Below are 2,670 nucleotides of genomic sequence, written 5' to 3'. Positions count from 1 at the left end.
AACCTACAGCCATCATGAGTAAATTATGACTATCAAACTTTTAAATATTTTATTTAAATTAGAAACCTGCTTTAAAAAAAATCTCAAAGACTGCCACGTTCCTGCAGTCGGCAAGATGAACGGTTGTTTAACAACCGCCTATCTTGCCACCCATTGCCTCGGAACTCGGCGGTGGAGAAACTTAAAAGAAAAGAGTTTGATAATAATGAAAATGAAAGATGATGAAAAGAGAAAATTCAAACAGAACACGAATCGTGGGACTGCGATTCACTCCTTTGGAGTATGCCGAACTGGAAAAAAGATTCAGAGCAAGCACCTGCCGAAAATTAAGTGACCACATCAGAAGCCACTTATTCAACAAACCAATTGTAGCCACTTACAGAAATCAGTCTTTAGACGAACTGATGGAAGAGACTGCTGTACTTACTTCCGAATTACGGGCAATCGGCAATAATATCAATCAGATTGCCCGAAAGATAAACACGCTCAAAACAGTTCCTGATTTTAAAGGACATCTTTATCTGTTCGAAATCCAGAGAAAAAGGCTTTTTGATAAAATGGAAGAAGTATCAGGTCACACCCAGAAAATAGCAGAAAAATGGTTGCAGTGATAAAAACAAGCTCATCCATAAGAGGCATTCTGAATTACAACGAAAATAAAGTTCAGATCGGAAAAGCGGAATGCATAAGTGCTGTGAATTATCCGCTGGAACTGGAAAAACTGAATTTCACTTCAAAATTAAACCGCTTTCTAAAACTGGCAGAACTCAATACCAATGCGAAGCGGAATTCGGTGCATATCTCTCTCAACTTTGATCCCTCGGAGAATCATTCGAAAGAAAAACTGGCTGAAATTGCAGATACTTATATGGAAAAACTGGGATTTGGCAGACAGCCTTATCTGGTGTATCAGCATTATGATGCGGGGCATCCGCATTGCCATATAGTGACAAACAACATTCAGAGAGACGGGAAAAGAATTGACCTGCATTTATTAGGGATCAGAAAATCAGAACCTGCCCGGAAAGAAATTGAAGAAATGTTCGGGCTTGTAAAAGCCGAAGGAAGAAAACAGAAAGAACAATTTTCGTTAAATCCGATAGATGTCGGCAGAGTCCAATATGGAAAAGCAGAGTCCAAAAAGGCGATCAATTCCGTTTTAAACAAGGTTTTGTTTGATTATAAATATTCAAGCCTGGCTGAACTCAACGCAGTTTTAAACCTCTATAACGTTCATGCTGACAGGGGAAGCGAGGAATCAAGAGTTTTTAAAAATAATGGACTGCTTTACAAGATACTTGACCAGAATTCAAAACCGATAGGCGTCCCGATAAAAGCCAGCGAATTCTCCAGCAGACCTACTTTAAAATTTCTAGAAGGAAAGTTTAAGTCTAATGAAGCAGCGAAAGAGTCTTGTAAAAAATATTTAAAAAATGCCATAAAACTGGCTTTCTTTCGTGAAAATATAGTTTCTCCCGAAAAATTATCCAAAGTATTGGAAGGAGAAAGCATTCACGTGATTCTAAGAAAAAACAGAGAAAGACAGCTTTACGGAATAACTTACGTTGACCATAAAACCAGAGCCGTTTTTAATGGAAGCAGTCTGGGAAAAGAATTCAGTGCAAAAGGAATTCAGGAAAGCTGTGCCTTCAACATTCTTGCATTTGAAAGAAAATATCAAAGTACTGTTTCAGCAAATTCAGAGGACTTTCAAAATCTTGAATTAAGACAGCATGTAAAAGAAAATATTGCAGATATACTCCTTCGTGGTGAAAAAATTAATGACTATATATCTAAAGAATTTAAACAAAGAAAGAAGAAAACAATTAAGAGAGGAATTTGATTAATAGAGTGTACATTTATCCTTTTCCATTTTTCAACTTACATAATTATTCAGAGATTACATAAATTCATCAAAAATCATTTCTTTAGTAAAGCGATGAATGCGTTTTTATTTATTTTAAAAAGGTTAATAAATTGTCGTAAAATTATTTCTTATATTCGCTTGAATGAAAATCAGCTTACTTACAGCTCAAAGCCACCTAAAAAAGTATTGATGCAATTTTATGGTTAAAATAAGCAATTTACCATAAATGTCAAACACTAAATGGAGAAAACAGAAATAATCAAAAATCTTTGTCAACTTTTACTTGAAGATCGAAAAGATGACGGTATTGATTTAGCTAACGCAAATTATCCGTTTTCAGTAAATTCAGCTTCAAGACGACAATATTCTAAATTTGAAATGTGTAAGTGTTATTTAAGTGATGGATTTATAGATAGATATTCAGGAGATAAATTGATTTTTCCAGGATTGCTAATGATTTTAAGTATTGAATTTCCAGATATTTTTAAATACCATAGAAACTGGAAAATGTCTGAAACACATAGCATTTATTGGGAACTTTTCCCCACAATTGATCATTTAAATCCCGTCGCAAGAGGCGGAAACGATAATGAAGAAAATTGGATCACTACATCTATGATACGTAACTCTGCAAAATCAAACTGGACTATTAAAGAACTTGGTTGGGATTTACTGGATAAAGTGGAAAAACCGGTCAATTTGACCACCTAATTCCGGAGTAAATTGACCACCCGTTCCGGAGCAAACTGACCACCTAATTCCGGAGCAAATTGACCACCAGGTTTTGTGGTGAATTAAGTATT

Annotated in this window: 3 protein-coding genes; all 3 read left to right on the top strand. The window is 35.3% G+C overall.

Going from position 1 to position 2,670, the window contains the following annotated elements:
- The first annotated feature begins 218 nt into the window (after window positions 1–218).
- The 3 genes from D0817_RS24645 (at window position 219) to D0817_RS24635 (ending at window position 2,578) form a co-directional block, all read left to right on the top strand.
- Window positions 219–611 (top strand): plasmid mobilization protein, encoded by a 393-nt coding sequence (locus tag D0817_RS24645; RefSeq protein WP_111422505.1) that lies wholly within the window; start codon window positions 219–221, stop codon window positions 609–611.
- Window positions 599–1,843: a relaxase/mobilization nuclease domain-containing protein gene (locus D0817_RS24640; protein WP_127340989.1), complete on the top strand. Its 1,245-nt coding sequence runs from the start codon at window positions 599–601 to the stop codon at window positions 1,841–1,843. Before D0817_RS24645 ends, D0817_RS24640 begins: the two co-directional genes overlap by 13 nt.
- Window positions 1,844–2,107: 264 nt before the next feature.
- Window positions 2,108–2,578 carry an HNH endonuclease gene (locus tag D0817_RS24635; protein WP_127340988.1) on the top strand — a complete coding sequence of 157 codons (471 nt, stop codon included), beginning with the start codon at window positions 2,108–2,110 and terminating at the stop codon, window positions 2,576–2,578.
- Window positions 2,579–2,670 lie beyond the last annotated feature (92 nt).

It is taken from the genome of Flavobacterium cupreum, from assembly GCF_003996965.1.
GTDB lineage: Bacteria > Bacteroidota > Bacteroidia > Flavobacteriales > Flavobacteriaceae > Flavobacterium > Flavobacterium cupreum.
This window is presented reverse-complemented; position numbering and strand designations above follow the sequence as displayed.